This is a genomic window from Sphingomonas sp. GV3 (genome assembly GCF_031082075.1).
GTDB classification, from domain to species: Bacteria; Pseudomonadota; Alphaproteobacteria; order Sphingomonadales; family Sphingomonadaceae; genus Sphingomonas; species Sphingomonas beigongshangi.
This window is the reverse complement of the sequence record NZ_JARWLE010000001.1, coordinates 1,073,109-1,091,075: the sequence shown is the minus strand read 5'-3', so window position 1 is coordinate 1,091,075 and position 17,967 is coordinate 1,073,109. Positions and strand designations below refer to the sequence as shown.

The following is a 17,967-nucleotide window of genomic DNA, read 5'->3' as shown; positions in this document are numbered from 1 at the left end:
CATGACCGATCGACGACTGGGGCGCTGGCTGATCCCCGCGTCCGCGCTCGTACTCGTGGCGTGCGGCAGTGATGGCGGCGGGACGAACCCGTCTCCCTCGCCGTCTGCGTCGCCTTCGCCCAGCGCCACCGCGATCGGCTCATTGGGTGCGGACGGCTGGGCGAGCACGGCAGGGGGGACGACCGGCGGCGACGGTGCGACGGCGGCGAGGACCTATACCGTCACCAACCGCAACGAGCTGCTGCAGGCGCTCTACGGCGGCACCGCGACGATCGCCGCGGACGGGGGCGTGACGGGCACGCTCGATGCCGATCGGAAGATCATCTACGTCAAGGGGACGATCAGCCTCAACGTCAACCAGGCCCTCGTCGAGCAGCGTGCCGACGATTTCGTGAAGGGCTCGTGCGCCGCGACGCAATTTGGCTTCGCCAGCGAGGCCGCGCTGTGGGCGGCCTATTATGCGGCGTTCCGGCCCAGTGTCTGGGGCAATGCCACGATCGTCTCCGGCACGCCGGAAAGCGCCCGCGCCTGTGCGGCTGCCGCGCAGAAGAAGGTGGTGATGGTCAACGTGCCGTCGAACACCTCGATCATCGGGCTCGGCAGCGACGCACGCATCGTCCACGGCAATCTCATCCTCGGCACCAGCAGCGCGCCCGTCGACAATATCGTCGTCCGCAACGTCACGTTCGAGGACGCGTTCGACTTCTTCCCGCAATGGGACCCGACCGATTCCACGACCGGCCGCTGGAACTCGGCCTACGACCTCATCTCCGTGCTGTATGCGACGCATATCTGGATCGATCGCAGCACGTTCAGCGACGGCGCCCGCCTCGACAAGACCTATCCCTCCGTCTGGACCGAGACGGTCGGGGGCGTCGACTATCGCGGCAGCGACTTCAAGGTCCAGCATCACGACGGGCTTGTCGATGTCACCAAGCTCGGCAATCTCGTCACCATCTCGAACAGCCTGTTCTTCAACCACGACAAGTCTTTCCTGATCGGCGGCACCGACACGGCGAGCCGCACCGCCGAGAATCCGAGCGTGCTCAAGGTGACGTTCCACGACAATTACTTCCGCAGCCTGCGCCAGCGTCAGCCGCGCGTTCGCTTCGGACAGGTCCACGTTTACAACAACTATTACGAGGGGACGCTCGATCCCGCGGCGGATTATCCCTGGTTGGTCGGCTGGACGGTGGGGCAGAGCGGAAAGATCTACGCCGAGAACAACGTGTTTCAGATCACGGGGGGAGACGCGGCGGCCGCGGCGGCAAGCCTGTGGAGCGTGTCGGTCAGCGCGGCGCGCACCAGTGGCTGCGTCGGCTTGGGGTACACGACGGCGGATTGTGCCGCGACCTTCGTGGCGACGGGAACGGTGCTGAACGGCGCAAGCGTCGATGTGGCGACGCCGCTTCTCGCGAAATATCCACTGGTGTCGGGAGCAAGCTGGCTGCCGATTGCCTCCTACGCCTATGTCGCGAAGCCGACGACGGGGCTGTCGGCTGCGATCATCGCCACCGCGGGGGCCGGCAAATTCTGATCGGCGCGCGGCTATGCCCGCACTATGCGAAAGCCTCCATTCGCTCTCGCAATGCTATGCCCCGACCGATAGCTGGATCGTCGCAACGAGGAGGGCGGCATGGTCTGGCATCGGTCGCGGCGCGCCGATCTTGGTTTACGGGCAGGGGGTTTATGCCTTTTGGTAATTTCCGGCCTGGCGTTGCGACGCCTGATCGCTCTGCATATCGCCTCAGGCGGCGCCGATGCCTTTGCCTTCCTGCTGGCGCTGATCGCGTTTCTGTCGGCCAGCCTGGGCAGCGCTGCAACGTTGCTGGGAGGCCACCTGTTCGATGAAGTGGAAGTGAGTGCCCGGTGGCGTCGCGCCGGTCGTGACCGCGCCCTGCAACGCGGGGAGTGACGCCGCGCCGACCGGTGCCTTGGTCGGCCGACATGATGCGCCGCAGGGGCCGGCGGTGACGGCCCGACGCATGGTCTCCCGCCGACGCTGCCAAAGCCAGTCGGGCAGGGGCGAATCGCATCGCAGGGCGGTGTACGCATCGCGGCGCGAAACCGGCAAATCTTAACAGGGCTGCCTAACGCGACCAACGGCCGCGGGCGCGCTGTTGATCGATCGCGTCTCGAATACCTTAAAATCCGCAGGTCGACGCGATTAGCTCCGGTCGGTCGGAAGCTGATCCGACGCGGCCGGCGACGACCGCGATACCCTTAGATTGAGTGGCAATAACAATCGATTGGACCGGTGAGCGGCGTGTCGGCGTGGCGAACTCGCCGCACGTCGAGGCCGCCGCGTTAACCTTGTCCTGTATCACCCGGACACAAGCGGGACGTTAACCGTCGTCCGCGATCGTTGACCGGTCGAGATCGGATGGAGCAGCCGTCGGACAAGATCAATCGATATCGGACTCAATCATGAAGTCGCCGATCGCCGCCTTGCTACTGTTCATCACGATCCTCCCCCTCGGTCCCGGTCCCGCCGCGGCATCGGCTGGGCGGGCTTCCAACGTCTTCCCCGGGGTGCTTGCCGGGCTCGTCGATCAGGACGGACGCGGCTTCGATCCCGGCTCCGTGCGAGGCCGGCTGGTGCTCGTCAATTTCATCTTCACCGGGTGTGGATCGACCTGTCCGACCCAGACGGCACATCTCGTCCAGCTTCGGCGCACCCTGCCGGCCGCCGTTCGCGATCGTCTGACCATCCTGTCGATCAGTGTCGACCCCGCCAACGATACCCCGGCGACATTGCGTAGCTATGCGAAGACGATGGGCATCGCCGATCGCCGGTGGCGCCTGCTGACCGGCAGTCTGCCCGATATCCTGCGTGTCACCCGCGCCTTTGCCGCCATCCGCCCCGATGTGACCAGCCAGGCGCTGCATAGCAGCGAGGTGCGCCTGTTCGATGCGCGCGGCCGCATGCTGCAGCGTTACTCGGGCGCACCCCTCGCCGCGGCGCAGCTTCGCGCTGACCTGATGACCCTGTCGGGCGCCCGCGCATGAGGGCGGTGCCGCCTCTCCCCATCGATCGATCCTATTCCGCAAGTCAAGGAATCGCGCCAATGACAAAGATTCGTCATCCGCTCGCCCGTCGTGCCATGTTCCGCGCGATGCTCGCGGCGACCATGCTGACCGCGTCACCCGCGTTCGCGCAATCGCAGACACCCGCACCCATCTTTCCGGTCCTCGTCGATCAGACGCCCGACCCGTTGCTCGCCAACCTGCAGATCCCCGCGGATGCGGCGCAGGCCGGCATGTGGTCGCGGACGGCGTCGTGGCCGATCGTCGCCATCCACGCGGCGATGCTGCCCGATGGCCGCGTGCTGACCTATGGTGCGGCGCCCGGCGGAACGGCGCAGGATGGACGGACCCTGGTCTTCTGGGATCCCCGCAAGGGTCTGGATCAGAGCGCGTTTCAGATCCTGCCCAACGCGCAAAACGTCGACAGCTTCTGTTCCTCCGCGACGCTGCTGTCCGATGGTCGGCTGTTGGTCTCCGGCGGGGCCAGCTACTCGAGCGGCTTCTCCGGCCGCGAGAGCACGATCGTCGATTGGCGATCCTCGGCGCCTACCCGGGACTATAATCTGACCGCGCAACGCTGGTATGCGACGGTAACCAAGCTGCCCGACGGCCGCGCTCTCATCACCGGCGGCGGCGCGCCCTATACGGCCGCCGATCCCAATCGCGCCTCGGTCGCCAACGACGTGTCGTCGACGCCGGAGGTCTATACCCCGGGTCAGGGTTGGAGCAGCCTGCTCGGCGCCTTCAGCACCGACGCATTCGGCGCGAACAACGCGCGCTGGTGGTATCCGCGCCAGTGGGTCTCGCCGACCGGCTCGGTGTTCGGCATATCCACCGACAAAATCTGGGAGCTGCGGACCGAAGGGCAGGGGTCGATCCGCACGCTGGCAACCTTTAAGACGGCGCCCGATCTGACCAATCGTGTCAATGCCGGTCCGACCTCCACCGCGGTCATGTACGACACGGGCAAGATCCTGCAGGTCGGCGGTGGCGGCTATTTCAACGGGTACGACTCGCTGTCGAGCAACAGCGCGACGATCTTCGACATCAATAACATCGGATCGGGCAACGTCGCGATCACCGAAGCGCGACCGATGAACGCGGCCCGGCAATGGGCCTCGGCGACAGTCCTGCCCGACGGGCAGGTGCTGGTGACCGGCGGCACGGGGCAGGGCGATCGCTTCGAGGCCGGCGTCTACACGACCGAGACCTGGGACCCGAACAGCAACAGCTGGCGTACCGGCGCCGCGACGAGCAATTACCGAAGCTATCACTCGACGGCGACGCTTTTGCTGGACGGCGCGGTGCTCGTCGCCGGCGGCGGCGTACCTGGACCCGTCACCAACCTGAACGCTGATGTCTATTATCCCGCCTATCTCTTCTCCAGGCAGGGCGGAGGCTCCGTGCTGGCGCAGCGGCCGCGCATGGTCAGCCTTTCCCGCAACAGCGCGAATTATGGCGAGACGATCGACGTGCAGCTCGCCACCGGTGACCCGGTCCGCGAGGTGTCGCTGATCGCGACCGCATCGAGCACGCACAGCTTCAATTCCAACCAGCGGCGGATGAAGCTCGCGTTCGTGCCGGTCAACGGCGGCATTCGCGTCACTTTGCCCGCCTCGGCGAACCTGGCGCCGCCGGGCTATTATGAGCTTGCGGTCGTCAATACCGCGGGCGTGCCCTCGACCGCCACGATCGTCTCGATCGCGGCTGCCGCGCCTCCGGCGACGATCGTGACGCCCGCCCCGACACCGACCCCGGCTCCGCCGCCACCGCCGCCGCCCCCGCCGCCTCCGCCTCCGCCGCCGCCGCCCGCGCCACCACCGCCGCCTTCGCTGCCATCGCAGCCGGCCGCGCCGGTCATCGGCCAGGGGGGCGCGCAGATCGGGGCAGGGGCCCGCACGCTCGATGCAGCGGCGGACGGGACGCTGGCCACCGTCAACATCTACAATCAGCTGTGGGTGTCGCAGATGGGGATCAACTGGGCCATGCTGCCGGGCCAGTATGTCGATGCCGCGACGATCGGGGCGGATCGCTATTATGGCGTGGGCACCGATCGGCAGGTCTACCGCTGGGCGACCGGTCGCTGGCGGGTCGTCGGTGGTGACGCCAAGAGCGTGACCGCCGCTTCCGACGGCACGGTCGCGGTCATCAACGCGACGTTCAGCACCGTCTGGGTGAAGAGCGGCGACGACGATACAGTGCGATGGACGCAGGCGCCGGGCGTCTATGCCAAACAGATCGCTCTCGTGAAGCGTGGCTCCCTCTATTACGTCGGGCTCGACGGCAACGTGTGGCGGTCCGACATGGTGTCCGCGCCGGTGAAGGTCGGGCGCAATGCGAACGCCATCTCGGCATCGGCAAGCGGCACCGTCACGGTCGTCAGCGTCGACGGATCGGTCTGGCGGAAGAACGGCGACGACGCGGTCGAGGCGTGGACGCCCTTGGGCATTCGCGCAGTCTCCGTCGCGACGCCGAATGCGACGCGGCTGGTCTACACCGATACGGCCGGCGGAATATTCGCCCGATGACCTCGCGACATCCCACCGCCGTTTGCGGTGGGATAGTTTAGGGGATGTTAGGAATGCGGGTGTACCCATTTCGGACGGAAAGGCTGGCGATCATGCCCGCCCCGGTCGAAAGAGTTTGCCCGATGCCTCGTCTGACGTTCGACGTCCCTTCGCTGCCACGTCGCCTTGCCGCAATGCCGGTCTCGGCCTTTCTGGCCTCGCCCGCATCGGCGCAGGGCGGCATGGGTGGTGATCCTAGCGGATCGGGCGCGATCGTCGGCGCGGTGCAGTGGCTGCAGGGCACATTGCTCGGCACCGTCGCCACCACGATCGCGGTGATCGCGGTCGCGTTTGTCGGCCTGATGATGCTGACCGGTCGGATGAACTGGCGCCATGGCGCGGCGGTGATCCTGGGATGTTTCATCCTGTTCGGCGCCGCGGGCATCGTTGCGGGCATCCAGTCTGCCGCGCAGACCGGCGTCTGAGGCTCGACCATGGACGGTCTGCGCAGCGATCCGCTGTTCGTCGCGATGACGCGCCCGACGATGCTCGCGGGCGTGCCCTATGGCTTCGTCATCGGCAATGCGGTGGGCATGCTGGAATTGTTCCTGATCTTTCGCACGCCGTGGGTGATCGCGGCGGGTGCGGCCGCGCACCTGGCATGCTGGTTGGCCTGCCTGCGCGAACCGCGTCTGATCGACCTGTGGCTCCTTCGCGTACGACGCTGCCCGCGCGTGCGCAATCATTGGTACTGGCGATGCAACTCGTACCGCGCATAGTTCCCGCGCGTCGCGCGGCGCAGGAGCGCTCCGCCGGCAGCATGCTGCCCTATGCGGCGCAGATCGACCCGCACACAATCGTCCTGCGCGATGGACGACTGATGCAGGTGCTGCGGCTGGACGGGTTCCTGTTCGAGACGGCGGACGGCGAAGAGATCGACTATCGCAAGGAACTGCGCGATGCGATGCTGCAGGCGATCGGATCGTCGCGCTTTGCCCTCTATCATCATGTCCTGCGCCGGCGGGTCGACCCCGACCTGCCGGGCCAATTCGACGACGCCTTCTCGGAAAGCCTCGACGCGATCTGGCGTGAGCGCCGCGCACGTCGCGCCTTGTTCGCGAATGCTCTCTACGTGGCGATCATCCGCCGGCCCGAAGGCGGCGCGCGGGGCTTGGGAAGCTGGATCGCACGACGCCTCGCCCGCGATCGGGAGCTGGACGCGCATCGGGCCGCGGAAATCCGCGCGCTCGACGCCGCGCGCGAGGCGCTGACGGCCGCGCTGGCCGCGTACCGCCCGGCATTGCTCGGCACGTACGAAACGCCGCATGGGACGGGCTCCCAGCCACTGGAATATCTCGCCGCGCTCTACAATGCGGAGGCGTTGCGCGTCCGACTGCCGCACGGCGATGTCGGCGAGCACCTGCCGGGCCGGCGTGTCAGCTTCGGCGCGCAGACACTCGAATTGTCCGCGACCGGGCGCGGGCCGCGCCAGTTCCAGGCGATCGTGTCGGTCAAGGATTATCCCGGCCTGACCGCGGCAGGCATGCTGGACAGCCTCTACCGCCTGCCGATCGAGCTCACGGTGACGCAAAGCTTTGCCTTCGTCGATCGATCGGCGGCGCTGTCGCGGCTCAACCTGACCCTGCGCCGCATGAAGGCGGCCGACGACGAGGCGCTGGCGTTGCGCGAGGAACTGGCGGAAGCGCGCGATGCGGTGGCGTCCGGCCGCGCCGGGTTCGGCGCGCATCATCTGACGATCGCCGTCCACGCCGACAGCCCTGCGGCGGTGGACGCCGCGGTGGCGGACGTGCAGGCGACGCTGACGGACCTCGGGATGGTCGCAGTGCGCGAGGATGTCGGTCTGGAGCTCGCCTTCTGGGCGCAGTTTCCCGGCAACGAGGCATTCATCGCGCGGCGCGCGCTGGTATCGACACGCAACTTCGCCGGCCTCGCCAGCTGGCACAGCTTTCCCACGGGGCGCGCGCGCGGCAACCACTGGGGCCCCGCCATCGCCTTGCTGGAGACGACCGCCGCGGGGCCCTATCACTTCAATTTCCATCAGGGCGACCTCGGCAATTTCACCGTCATCGGGCCGTCGGGATCGGGCAAGACGGTGGTGCTGAATTTCCTGCTCGCGCAGGCGCAACGCCTGTCGCCGCGCGTCGTCTTCTTCGACAAGGATCGCGGCGCCGAGCCGTTCCTGCGCGCGATGGGCGGCGTTTACGACGTCCTGCGGCCCGGACAGCCATCCGGTCTCAACCCGCTGCTGCTGGAAGATACGAGCGAAAATCGCCGTTTCCTCGTGGAGTGGATCGGCCGGCTCGTCGACGATGGCAAGCCGCTCGACCCCGAAGACGCCGCCGCGATCGAACATGCGGTCGCGGTGAGCATGGCGGCGCCTCCGCACCTGCGCAGGCTCGGCGCATTCGCCCAGTTGCTGCGCGGACGCACGCGTCCCCATGCCGGAGACCTCGCCGCGCGGCTCGCGCCATGGATCGGACGCGGTGAGCACGCCTGGCTGTTCGACAATGCGCGCGACACGCTGGGCGTCGACAGCCGGATCCTGGGGTTCGACATGACGAAGCTGCTCGACGCCCCCCGCACGCGGACCCCGGCGATGATGTACCTGTTCCATCGCGTCGAGGAGCGGCTGGACGGCAGCCCGACGATCATCGTCGTCGATGAAGGCTGGAAGGCGCTGGACGACGACGTGTTCGTCGCGCGCATCCGGGATTGGGAAAAGACGATCCGCAAGCGCAACGGCATCATCGGCTTCGCGACGCAAAGCGCGGAGGACGCGCTGGAGAGCCGTATCGCCTCCGCGATCGTCGACCAGGCCGCGACGCAGATCTTCATGCCCAATCCACGCGCCAAGGCGGAGCATTATTGCGGCGGCTTCGGCCTGACGGCCCATGAGTTCGAGATCATCCGCGTGCTGCCCGACACGTCGCGCGCCTTCCTGATCAAACATGGGCGCGACAGCGTCGTCGCGCAGCTGGACCTGACCGGCGAGGCCGATCTGCTGACCATCCTGTCCGGACGCGAGACGACGGTGCGGCGGCTCGACGCGATCCGCGCCGAGGTCGGCGACGATCCCATCCATTGGGTGCCGCGCCTGCTGGAGGCGGCATGAACGGGTGCGGCACCACCGATGCGGCCGACCTCGTCCGCAGCCTGCTGACGGTCGCCGATTGCCAGGCGACGTTGCTCGGCCGCGAGGGCTGGCACGCTCTGTCCGGCAGCGGCTTGTTCGCCAGCCTGCTCACCGGTTTGCTCGTCATCGCGGTGGCCCTGCAGGGATATTCCCTGCTCGCCAGCGGCGGCGGCGTCGACCCTGCCGATGCGGTGCGGCTGCTGGCCCGCATCGGCATCGTCATCGCCCTGGCGACGAGTTGGAACGCTTATGATCGCGTCGTCTATCGCGTCGCCACTGAAGGCCCGGCGGAACTGGCGGGCGTGATCTTCCCCGCGGCTGCGATCGACGGCTCGCGGCTGACGATACGCCTCGCCAATGCCTATGACGCGATCCTCGCCAGCCCCATCGTCGCACCCGCCACCGACCCTCAGCCGCAGGGCAAGCCGGCCGTCCCGTCCGAACGGATCGCCGCCGCCATGCCCGGGGGAAGCGGCCTGCCGGCATCGAGCCGCGAGGGCGCGGCGGGCTTGCTGCTGATCAGCGCCGGCGGCGCCTGGATCGCCGTGCGGCTCGTCCTCGCGTTGCTGCTCGCGCTCGGGCCGATCGCCGGCGCCGCCGCCTTGTTCGCAAGTTCGGCGGGGTTCGCACTCGGCTGGCTGCGTGCGCTCGTCGGGACGGCGCTGGCGAGCCTCGCAGTGTCGTTGAGCGTGTCGTTCGAGCTGCAGGTCCTGGCAGGCCCAGTCCGCGCCGCCGCGCGCGACGGATTGGCGCAGATACCCGGCATCGCGCCGATCCTGTGGATTTTCGTGTTCGTCGACATTGCCCTGATCGTCGCGGCACAGCGTATGGCCGGCGGCCTCGTCATCCCGCGTGCCGTGCGTCGGATCGTGGCAGGCGAGGGCGCGCCCGCGCGTGCCAATCCTCCTGCCGCGGCAACGATCGACCCGCCGCGGCCGCTCGTACACCGCGCGCCACCCGTGCCGGTCGGGCCTTCGCGTGCGCTCGCCATCGCACGGGCGGCCGATGCGCGGGTCAGCGCCGCCAGGGCCGTTACCATCGCCATGAACGGCAACCACAGCGGCAATGTCATCGAGATCGTCGATACCGGCCAGCGGCGCGGCATACGGATGGTCGAGGGAGCGTTACGCAGCGCCGGCCGCCGCAGCGTCTCCGGTAAGCGTCTGGAACTGGGATCATGACCGAACAGATCGACAGCACCTATTTCGACCTCGCGCGCGGCTGGGCCGACGAGCGGGACGCTTCGGCAGCCAGCTCGCGCCGTCTCGCCTGGACGATCGCGGGCATCGCCGCCGCGATCGCCGCGCTGGAGGCGGCCGCGCTCGCTTTGGCGATGCCGCTCAAGCAGATCGAGCCGATCGCCGTGCTCGTCGACCGGACGACCGGCAACGTCGAGCGCGTCGACCTGGACCAGCCGCGCGCCCTGCTCGCCAATCAGGCGCTGCAGCAATCCCTGCTCGCGCAATATGTCACGGCTCGCGAAGGCTTCGACCCCGTCGGCATACGTGCCGCCTATCGCAAGGTCGCGCTCTGGTCCTCGGGTCAGGCGCGGGCGAGCTACCTCGAACAGATGCGGCACAATCCGCCCGCGACCATGCTCTCCGCCGCGAAGCGCGAGATCGGCCTTGCGGCCCGCATCCGCGGCATTTCGCCGCTGTCAGACGGCAGTGCGCTGGTCCGGTTCGAGGTCGCGCCGGTCGACTATTCGGGCCGGCTGGGCACGCCACGGCCCTATGCCGCGACCATCGCCTACCAATTCCGGGGCGAACCGCTGCGGATCGAGGATCGGCTCGACAATCCCCTCGGCTTCGCGGTCAAGTCGTATCGCGTCGATGCGGAGACGCCACCGGCCCCCGCCGCCACGGCACAGCAGGGCGGTGGCCTGTGATCGGGCTCGGCCTGGCCGCGCTTGTCGCGCCGCTGCTCGCGCAGGCCGCGGCAGGGGGGCAGGGGGACCCGCGCTTGCAGCTGGTGCCCTTCGTGCCCGACACGGTGACGACCGTGCCTGTCGCGGGTGGCTATGTCACGACGATCGTTCTTGGTCCCGACGAACGCGTGGTCAGCGTCGCCGTTGGCAATGCGGCGGCATGGGAGGTCACGCCCAGCAAGAGCGGTGATCGGCTGTTCGTCCGTTCGCTGATCGCCGGCGTGACGACCAATCTGGAGGTGGTCACCGACCAGCGGCAGTATAGTTTCCTGTTGCGGCCGACCTTCGCCGCCGATCCACAGGCTGCGTTCCGGCTCGCGTTCGACTATGGCCATCCGGCACCGGCGAGCAGACCGGCGGTGGCCGCCGGCGGGCCGATCGAGGCAAAGGTGGACAGTGCGCCGTTCCGATACCGGGTTTCGGGGGATCGGCGCGTGCGGCCGTCGGCAATCGACGACGACGGCGTGCGGACGCGATTCGCCTTTCCCGATGCGTCGAGCCTGCCCGCAATCTATGCGATAGACGACCAGGGTCGCGAAGTCCTCGTCACCGCGCGACAGGTCGATGACATGTGGATCGTCGACCGCGTCTGGCCGCGCTACGTGCTGCGCCTCGGGCATGCCCGGGCAGAGGCGCGACGCCTGCCCGCGGTGGCGATCCGATGACCTTGTCGCGTGTCGCGGCGGTGGAGGCCGCCAGCCCCGAAGCGCTGGACGAACGGGATTGCCGGCCGCTGGTCGCGCCGCCCACCGGCGGCGTGCCGGGGTGGGTCCTCGCGCTGCTCGCGCTGGCGCTGGGCCTGACGGTGCTGCTGGTGTTGAACGGACGCCGCACGGCGCGCGTGCACAGCGGCATCGCTGCGACCTATGTCGGACTGGCGACGCCCGCGCTGCCACCCTCGCTGATCGACGCGAGCGCCAGCCTGTTGCAGCCCCGTTCCGACGCGGGTTCCAACGCCGGCTCAGCCTTTGCCCGGCTCGACGCCGCGGCCGAGGAGGCGCCCTTCGCTACCCCGATCGCGATCCGTCCCCGCCTCGCCGGCGCGATGCCGCAGGCGGCATTCGATGCGCCGCCAAGCGCCCCGATCGCGGGTTCCGAAGGCGGCCCCGCCGGCATGCGCTTCCCGACCCAGCCGATGCCGGGCGGCCCGATTAGTGCCGCCGCGGGTCGCGGCGTGCCCGCGGGGGGCTCGGCCGTGGTGTACGACGGCGGCCCCGGTACCGCTGGCGCGGGGCTGGGGGACGACAAGCCCGGAGAAGGGGCGGTCCGCGCCAGCCTGATCCGCAATCGCCCTTCCGTCGTCGCCCAGGGCGAGATACTGCCCGCGACCCTGGAGACGCCGGTATCCTCCAGCCGACCCGGTCCAATCCGCGCGATCGTCGCGCGCGACGTGCGCAGCTTCGACGGCAGCCGCGTCCTCATTCCGCGCGGCAGCCGCCTCGTCGGCGAATATCGCGCCGATCCGGCGGCGGGCCGCCGCAGGGTGCTGGCGACATGGACCAGGCTGATCCGGCCGGACGGCGTGGCGATCCGCATCGACTCCCCCGCGGCGGATTCGACCGGCGGCACCGGTATGCCCGGGCGGGTCGATACGCACTTCCTCGCCCGTTTCGCCAACGCCGCGCTCCAATCGGCGCTGCAGATCGGCGTCAACGTCGCGTCGCGGCCGGGCAATGGATCGGTGATCGTCGCCAATTCGTCGCAGGTGTCGAACGTCATGGGCCAGAACCTCGTCCCCGGGGCGGACGAGCCGCCGACGGTGTCGGTGCCGGCCGGCGCCGCGATCGGCGTGTTTGTCGCACGGGATCTCGACTTTTCGGGTGTGCCGGCCGTCCGATGATCCACGCGCCGATCCTTCCGGACTATCTCGACACCTTCTTCGCGCCGCTCCGCCCTTGGCTGGACGCGCCCGACGTCACGGACCTTTTCGTCAACCGTGCCGGTGAAATCTGGGTCGAACGCAACGGCGGCGCCGCCGCTCGGCACGACGTCGCGATTTTGACGGACGATTGGCTGTGGCAACTCGCGCAGCAGATCGCGCGGGTCGCGCATCAGGGGATCAGCCGCGGCGCGCCGCTGCTGTCGGCCGCGCTGCCGTGCGGCACGCGCGTGCAGGTGGTCGCGCCGCCGGCGACGCGCGGCGGCGTGGCGATGGCCTTCCGGCGTCAGGTCCGCGCCGATGCCTCGCTGACCGATCTTGCCCGTGCCGCGCTGTTCGACGGCGCGGTGATGGGCATGGAGGGGATGCGGGATGCGACCCTTGCGCAACTCTACGCCGCCGGTGACCATGTCGGCTTCCTCGCGGCGGCGGTGGCGCGGCGGAAGACGATCCTGATCTCTGGCGGCACGGCATCGGGCAAGACCACGCTGGTCAACGCCTTGCTGCGCGAGGTGCCGGCGCACGAACGGCTCGTCGCGATCGAGGACAGTGCCGAACTGATCCTCGGCCATGCCAATGCGCTGGGACTGATCGCGGCGCGTGGCCATCTGAGCGAGGCCGACGTCGATGCCGACGACCTGCTGCAGGCGAGCCTGCGGCTGCGTCCGGATCGAATCGTGCTCGGCGAGATCCGTGGCCCGGAGGCACTGACCTTTCTGCGGGCGGTCAACACCGGGCATCCCGGCTCGATGACCACGATCCACGCCGACGATCCGGAGCGTGCGCTCGATCAGCTGGCGATGCTCGCGTTGCAATCGGGCGCGCGCATCGATGGTCCGGACCTGCGGCGCTACATTGCCCGGCTGGTCGATGTGGTGGTCCAGCTCGAGCGCACACCGCACGGCCGCCGTGTCACCGCGATCCGCTGGCACGGCGCACCGGAGGCCCCACCGAAGGCGGCCTAGCGCCGGCTCAGCGACGAGCCGTCATCTTGCCGCGTGCCTCTTCGCGGTGCGCCGTTCGACCCACGCATACAGGCTCGGCAGCAGCAGCAGCGTCAGGATGGTCGACGTGATGATGCCGCCGATCACGACCGTCGCCAGCGGGCGTTGCACCTCGGCACCAGCGCCCGTCGCAATCGCCATCGGAACGAAGCCGACCGAGGCGACGAGCGCCGTCGACAGCACCGGTCGCAGCCGATCGTGCGCGCCCTGCCGCACCGCGTCCTCCGGAGGCAGCGGTTCGCCCTCCCGCCCGTCGCGCAGGCTGTTGATATGATCGATCAGCACCAGCCCGTTGAGCATCGCGATACCGGACAGTGCGATGAAGCCGATCGCCGCGGTGATCGAGAAGGGCATGCCGCGCAGCCACAAGGCGAGGACGCCGCCGGTCACCGCGAACGGGATGCCGGTATAGACGATCGCGGCCTCGCGCACGCTGCCGAGCGCGGCGTAGACGAGCGCGAAGATCAGGATCAGCGCGGCCGGCACGACGATCGACAGCCGCTTCTGCGCCGCCTCCAGCTGATGATATTGGCCGCCGAATTCGATGCGATAGCCAGGCGGCAGCCTGACCTGTCCGTCGATCGTCGCCTGCGCGCGCTGGACATAGCCGGCAAGGTCGCTCGTCGACAGGTTGACCATCAGCGCAGCGCGGCGGTTGCCGTCGTCATGCAGGATCGGCTCGACGATCCGCGTCTGGCTGAGGCGCGCGACGCGTGACAGCGGCACCATGCCGTATTCGCCGACGCGAAGCGGCAGGGCGAGGATGGCGGACGGATCGGCGCGCAGCGATTCGGGCATGCGGATCACAATCGCATGACGTGCCGGCCCGTGTGGGATGAAGCCAACCTCGGCGCCTGCGAGCGCGTCGCGGATGGCGTTGTTCACCTCCTGCGTGCCGAGCCCGAGACGCAGCAGTGCGTCATGGTCCAGTTCGACGACGATGCTTTTCGGACGGCCTGCTGTTTCGAACTCCACGCCCTCGGTGCCGGGTAGTTTCTCCAGCAATGCCTTCGCCTTGGCCGCCGCCTTTTCCAGCACGTCGTAATCGTCGCCGTAGATCTTGACCGATACGTCGGCGCGCACGCCCTCCAGCATTTCGTTGAAGCGCATCTCGATCGGCTGCGCGAATTCGAAGTTCTGGCCCTTGTAGACGCGTTGCGCGACCTTCTCGATGCCGGCGATCAGATCCTGCTTCGCCTTCGGCTTGCCGTCGCCCTTCGGCCAGTCCTTCTCGGGGCCGTAGAAGATGTAGAGGTCGTTCTCGTTCGGCGGCATCGGATCGGTCGCCACCTCGCTGGTCCCGATGCGCGAGAAGGTGTGCGTGACCTGCGGATAGGCGCGACGGATCGCGACCTCCGTCTGGCGTTCGATCGCCAGGCTCTGCTCCAGCGACATGCCGACCGGGCGATAGACCATCGCCGTGATCGCGCCCTCGTCGAGCTGCGGCGTGAATTGCGAGCCAAGCGACCTGAACGCCAGATAGGCGACCGCGAGCAGTGCCAGCGCCGCGATCGTCAGGATCGCGGGATGCGCCAGCGCGCGGTCGAGCATGGGCGTATAGGCGCGATTGGCGACACCGACGAAACCCTTGTCCTGCGTCCCGTCCTCGCCGCCCGACGGGGCGCGCAACAGCCAGGCCGACAGCGCAGGCACGATGGTGAAGGTCCAGACCAGGCCGGCGCCTATGGCGAGCATCACCGCCTGCGCCATCGGCTGGAACAGCTTGCCCTCGACCCCGCCAAGGCTCAGCACGGGAACGTAGACGAGCGCGATGATCGCGATGCCGAAGAAGGTCGGCCGCGCGACCAGTCGCGCCGCCTCCGCGATCGTCGCGCGGCGTTCCTCGCTGTCCAGGTCCTCTCCCTTTTCCCGCCGCCGTACCGCGAGCAGGCGCAGGCTGTTCTCGACGACGACGATCGATCCGTCGACGATGAGCCCGAAATCGAGCGCGCCGAGGCTCATCAGATTGCCCGACAGGCCGATCGCATGCATCCCGGTCACCGTGACCAGGAAGGCGAGTGGGATGACGAGCGCGACGATCAGCGCGGCGCGCCAATTGCCCATCACGAAGAGTAGCACCAGCGCGACGAGCAGCGCGCCTTCGCCAAGGTTGCGTTCGACGGTATGGATGGTCCGCTCGACGAGGTCGGCGCGGCTGTACTGGCGATCGATCACCATGCCCTTTGGCAGGGCGGCCTGGATGCCGGGCAGGGCCTTCTCGACCGCCACCGCGGTTTCGCGGCTGTTCTCGCCGACCAGCATCATGACGGTGCCGAGCACGGTCTCGCGCCCGTTCTGCGTCGCCGCGCCCTGCCGCGGGGCGGAGCCGATCACCACATCCGCCAGGTCGCGGACCGTCAGCGGCAGCACGCCGCCGGCGAACTTGACGGGTATCGCGCCGATCTGCGCTGCGTTCATCACGCGTGCGTCCGTGCGCACGGTGAAGCGCTCCGGCCCGCGGCTGATGATGCCGCCGCCGGCATTCTCGACATTCTTCGCCACCGCCGCGGCGAGCTCGCCGGCGGTGACCCCGTGCATCGTCAGCCGGACGGGATCGGGCTGGACGACGAACTGTTCCTCCAGCCCGCCGTTCGAATTGACGTCGGCGACGCCCTCTACCGCGCGGAGCATCGGGCGAACGGTATATTCCTGCGCCTCGTACAGCTCCATCAGCTGGCGCTGTCCGTCCATTCCGGGCGGCGGGCGGCGCCATTCGAGCGTGTAGTAATAGATTTCGCCGAGCCCGGTCGTGATCGGCGCGAGCTGCGGTGTGCTGCCGGGCGGCAGCTGGTCGCGCACGGCGTTCAGACGCTCGGTGACGAGTTGCCGCGCCTTCAGCTGATCCGTGCCGTCCTTGTAGAGCAAGGTGACCTGCGACAGGCCCGTCTTGGTCAACGAGCGCGTCTGGTCCAGCCCGGCCTGTCCCCCCATCGCCCGCTCGATCGGCAGCGTCACCAGCCGCTCGATCTCCTCGGGCGCGAGCGCCGGGACCTGCGTGTTGATCTGGACCTGGACGCCGGTGATGTCCGGAATCGCGTCGATCTGCAGGTTCGCAAATGACCAGAGGCCGATCGCCGCGATCAACGCGGCCGTCAGCGCCACCGCGAGACGGTGGTGCGTCACCCAGAGAAGCCAGGTCTTCATCGCGTCAGCGCGTTGCCGCCGTTGAGCGCGCGCAGTTGCAGCAGCGCCTCGATCGCCTCGCGACGCGTGTCGAGCACGGCGTTCGTCGCCTCCACATACGCCTGCTGCATCTGCGTATAGGTCGTCAGCGGGATTGCCCCCAGCCGGTAATTGCGGTCGGCATCCTCCGCCGCCGCGGCGAACCGCCGCGCGGAATCGCCGTCCCATTTCGCCAGCGCCTCGCGCTTCGCCTCATATTGCGCAGCCTGGTCGAACACGTCGCGGGCGATCCGCCGCTCCGCATTGATGAGCGTCGCATTGGCCTGCGCCTGCTTGCCCTCCTCCACGGCGACGTCGCCGGCCTGGCGGTTCCACAGGGGAATGCTGGTCGACAGCCGGACGCCGTAATTGGTCTCGCGGATGTCCGATCGCGCGCGATCGTAATAGGGGCCGACGCTGACCGTCGGGATCCGCGCCTTGCGCGCCAGATCGACGCGCAATCCCTGCTGCTCGAATTGCGCGCGCAGGGCTTTCAGCTCGAAATTGTTGGCCGTGGCGTTGGCGGCGAGCATCGTACCCGCCGGCAGCGCCGGCAGCGCCATGTCCGGCCGGATGATGCGGATGCGCGCCGCAAACGGCGCTCCGCGCAGCTGGTTGAGTTCGTAGAGGATGGAATTCGCCTCGGCGTCCGCCGCCGCCGCGCTGCGTTCCGCGCCGATCGCGCTCGCCTGCAGCGAACTCGCCTCCAGCTGCGGCGCGGGTCCGGCGGGATCGCGGGACACGATGACGCGGGCGAGCGTGCGCATCCGCGCCGCGACGGTGCGCGCGGCATTCGCCTTTTCGTCCGCCGCGAACAGGCCATAGCCGAGCGAGCGGACCCTGGCCGCCAGCGTGGCGTCGAATTGCTGAAGCCCGATCTTCGCCAGCGCCACCTGCCGCTCCGCGATCGCGCGCCGCAGGGCGATGCGACCGCCGAACTCGATCGGCTGGACCACCGAGACCGCATAGGTGATCCCCTCGCCGGTCAATGCGCCGGAGGTGATGTCGTTGGCACGACGCTGGCCGAATTCGACCACCGCCTCCGGATCGGCCCAGCGGCCCGCCGCCTGCCGTTCGACGCCGGCCGCATCGATCTGCTGCTGGTAGAACCGACGTTCGGGGTTGTTGGCGATGACGTCCTGGGTCAGCGCGTCGAGGGAGATGGCCGGCGCGGTCTGGGCCAAAGTGGGTGTCGCGACGCACAGCAACAGGGGAAGCGCGGCCAGCCGCATGCAAGTGTCTCCGTGTCCCGCCCCGCGTCCGCCGTAGCGGGATGGGTCCTTCGACGTCGACTAAAACCGTGTTCA

14 protein-coding genes are annotated in these 17,967 nt (G+C 68.7%); 12 read left to right on the top strand and 2 right to left on the bottom strand.

Going from position 1 to position 17,967, the window contains the following annotated elements; all coding sequences use genetic code 11:
* Position 1: 1 nt before the first annotated feature.
* The 12 genes from RF701_RS04980 (at position 2) to virB11 (ending at position 13,459) form a co-directional block, all read left to right on the top strand.
* Entirely contained in the window at positions 2-1,537 is a 1,536-nt protein-coding gene (locus tag RF701_RS04980) for a pectate lyase (protein WP_308814281.1), read from the top strand.
* Between the two features lie 99 nt (positions 1,538-1,636).
* Positions 1,637-1,915, top strand: a complete 279-nt coding sequence (locus RF701_RS04975) for a hypothetical protein (protein ID WP_210358380.1) — start codon at positions 1,637-1,639, stop codon at positions 1,913-1,915.
* 512 nt (positions 1,916-2,427) lie between these two features.
* A complete protein-coding gene (locus RF701_RS04970) occupies positions 2,428-3,009 on the top strand; it encodes an SCO family protein (RefSeq protein ID WP_308814279.1) in 582 nt (193 codons plus the stop codon).
* Between the two features lie 59 nt (positions 3,010-3,068).
* Positions 3,069-5,555 (top strand): galactose oxidase-like domain-containing protein, encoded by a 2,487-nt coding sequence (locus tag RF701_RS04965; RefSeq protein ID WP_308814278.1) that lies wholly within the window; start codon positions 3,069-3,071, stop codon positions 5,553-5,555.
* A gap of 122 nt (positions 5,556-5,677) precedes the next feature.
* Complete coding sequence (locus RF701_RS04960; protein ID WP_308814277.1) at positions 5,678-6,019, top strand: TrbC/VirB2 family protein; 342 nt, start codon at positions 5,678-5,680, stop codon at positions 6,017-6,019.
* Positions 6,020-6,028: 9 nt separating this feature from the next.
* Positions 6,029-6,313, top strand: coding sequence for a VirB3 family type IV secretion system protein (locus RF701_RS04955; RefSeq protein WP_308814276.1), 285 nt, complete (start codon positions 6,029-6,031; stop codon positions 6,311-6,313).
* The gene (locus RF701_RS04950) at positions 6,292-8,667 is read left to right on the top strand and encodes a VirB4 family type IV secretion system protein (RefSeq protein ID WP_308814275.1); all 2,376 of its coding nucleotides are present in this window, start codon (positions 6,292-6,294) and stop codon (positions 8,665-8,667) included. The genes RF701_RS04955 and RF701_RS04950 overlap by 22 nt, the downstream gene beginning before the upstream one ends.
* On the top strand, positions 8,664-9,869 hold the full coding sequence (locus tag RF701_RS04945) for a type IV secretion system protein (RefSeq protein ID WP_308814274.1): 1,206 nt from the start codon (positions 8,664-8,666) through the stop codon (positions 9,867-9,869). Before RF701_RS04950 ends, RF701_RS04945 begins: the two co-directional genes overlap by 4 nt.
* Complete coding sequence (locus RF701_RS04940; protein ID WP_308814273.1) at positions 9,866-10,576, top strand: type IV secretion system protein; 711 nt, start codon at positions 9,866-9,868, stop codon at positions 10,574-10,576. The genes RF701_RS04945 and RF701_RS04940 overlap by 4 nt, the downstream gene beginning before the upstream one ends.
* A complete protein-coding gene (locus RF701_RS04935; protein WP_308814272.1) occupies positions 10,573-11,280 on the top strand; it encodes a TrbG/VirB9 family P-type conjugative transfer protein in 708 nt (235 codons plus the stop codon). Before RF701_RS04940 ends, RF701_RS04935 begins: the two co-directional genes overlap by 4 nt.
* Positions 11,277-12,455 (top strand): TrbI/VirB10 family protein, encoded by a 1,179-nt coding sequence (locus tag RF701_RS04930; RefSeq protein WP_308814271.1) that lies wholly within the window; start codon positions 11,277-11,279, stop codon positions 12,453-12,455. Before RF701_RS04935 ends, RF701_RS04930 begins: the two co-directional genes overlap by 4 nt.
* Positions 12,452-13,459, top strand: coding sequence for a P-type DNA transfer ATPase VirB11 (gene virB11, locus RF701_RS04925; RefSeq protein WP_308814270.1), 1,008 nt, complete (start codon positions 12,452-12,454; stop codon positions 13,457-13,459). The genes RF701_RS04930 and virB11 overlap by 4 nt, the downstream gene beginning before the upstream one ends.
* A gap of 21 nt (positions 13,460-13,480) precedes the next feature.
* Here the strand turns inward: virB11 and RF701_RS04920 are convergent, their stop codons facing one another.
* Positions 13,481-16,642, bottom strand: coding sequence for a CusA/CzcA family heavy metal efflux RND transporter (locus tag RF701_RS04920; RefSeq protein WP_308814269.1), 3,162 nt, complete (start codon positions 16,640-16,642; stop codon positions 13,481-13,483).
* Complete coding sequence (locus tag RF701_RS04915; RefSeq protein WP_308814268.1) at positions 16,639-17,892, bottom strand: TolC family protein; 1,254 nt, start codon at positions 17,890-17,892, stop codon at positions 16,639-16,641. The genes RF701_RS04920 and RF701_RS04915 overlap by 4 nt, the downstream gene beginning before the upstream one ends.
* Positions 17,893-17,967 lie beyond the last annotated feature (75 nt).

Coding starts and splice junctions, on each gene's coding strand:
- RF701_RS04970 (WP_308814279.1), top strand. CDS start 2,428: ATGAAGTCGCCGATCGCCGCCTTGCTACTGTTCATCACGATCCTCCCC.
- RF701_RS04965 (WP_308814278.1), top strand. CDS start 3,069: ATGACAAAGATTCGTCATCCGCTCGCCCGTCGTGCCATGTTCCGCGCG.
- RF701_RS04930 (WP_308814271.1), top strand. CDS start 11,277: ATGACCTTGTCGCGTGTCGCGGCGGTGGAGGCCGCCAGCCCCGAAGCG.
- RF701_RS04975 (WP_210358380.1), top strand. CDS start 1,637: ATGGTCTGGCATCGGTCGCGGCGCGCCGATCTTGGTTTACGGGCAGGG.
- virB11 (WP_308814270.1), top strand. CDS start 12,452: ATGATCCACGCGCCGATCCTTCCGGACTATCTCGACACCTTCTTCGCG.
- RF701_RS04915 (WP_308814268.1), bottom strand. CDS start 17,892: ATGCGGCTGGCCGCGCTTCCCCTGTTGCTGTGCGTCGCGACACCCACT.
- RF701_RS04940 (WP_308814273.1), top strand. CDS start 9,866: ATGACCGAACAGATCGACAGCACCTATTTCGACCTCGCGCGCGGCTGG.
- RF701_RS04980 (WP_308814281.1), top strand. CDS start 2: ATGACCGATCGACGACTGGGGCGCTGGCTGATCCCCGCGTCCGCGCTC.
- RF701_RS04920 (WP_308814269.1), bottom strand. CDS start 16,642: ATGAAGACCTGGCTTCTCTGGGTGACGCACCACCGTCTCGCGGTGGCG.
- RF701_RS04945 (WP_308814274.1), top strand. CDS start 8,664: ATGAACGGGTGCGGCACCACCGATGCGGCCGACCTCGTCCGCAGCCTG.
- RF701_RS04960 (WP_308814277.1), top strand. CDS start 5,678: ATGCCTCGTCTGACGTTCGACGTCCCTTCGCTGCCACGTCGCCTTGCC.
- RF701_RS04955 (WP_308814276.1), top strand. CDS start 6,029: ATGGACGGTCTGCGCAGCGATCCGCTGTTCGTCGCGATGACGCGCCCG.
- RF701_RS04950 (WP_308814275.1), top strand. CDS start 6,292: ATGCAACTCGTACCGCGCATAGTTCCCGCGCGTCGCGCGGCGCAGGAG.